We start from the raw sequence: 446 nt of genomic DNA on the forward strand, positions 1-446 counted from the left end.
GTCGCAAATGATCTCAAGAACCGTTTCGGCATCGAGAACCCAAGGCTCGCGATTGCCGGTCTCAACCCGCATGCTGGCGAAGGCGGATCGATGGGCACCGAGGACGATGTCATCGTGCGCCCAGCCGTCGAGGCATTGCGCGCCGAAGGTATCGAGGCGTTCGGCCCCCTGCCCGCCGACACGATGTTCCATCCGCGCGCGCGCGCAAGTTACGATGTGGCGATCTGCATGTATCACGATCAGGCGCTGATCCCCGCCAAGGCTCTGGCTTTCGACGAGACGGTGAACGTCACGCTCGGCCTGCCCTTCATTCGCACCTCGCCCGACCACGGCACCGCATTCGATATTGCAGGCAAAGGCGTGGCGCGGCCGGACAGCCTGATCGCAGCGCTGAAGCTTGCCCGGCAACTCGCCGACCGTACGACACAATCCGCATGAGCATAGAT

1 protein-coding gene is annotated in these 446 nt (G+C 63.2%); it reads left to right on the plus strand.

Annotation, left to right across the window (positions count from 1 at the left end):
• A partial coding sequence (locus AB1462_RS32065) for a 4-hydroxythreonine-4-phosphate dehydrogenase PdxA (protein ID WP_367249131.1) occupies positions 1-438 on the plus strand: 438 nt, incomplete at its 5' end.
• Positions 439-446: the final 8 nt, after the last annotated feature.

Source organism: Pseudomonas sp. SB113 (assembly GCF_040754745.1).
Taxonomy (GTDB): domain Bacteria; phylum Pseudomonadota; class Gammaproteobacteria; order Pseudomonadales; family Pseudomonadaceae; genus Aquipseudomonas; species Aquipseudomonas grimontii.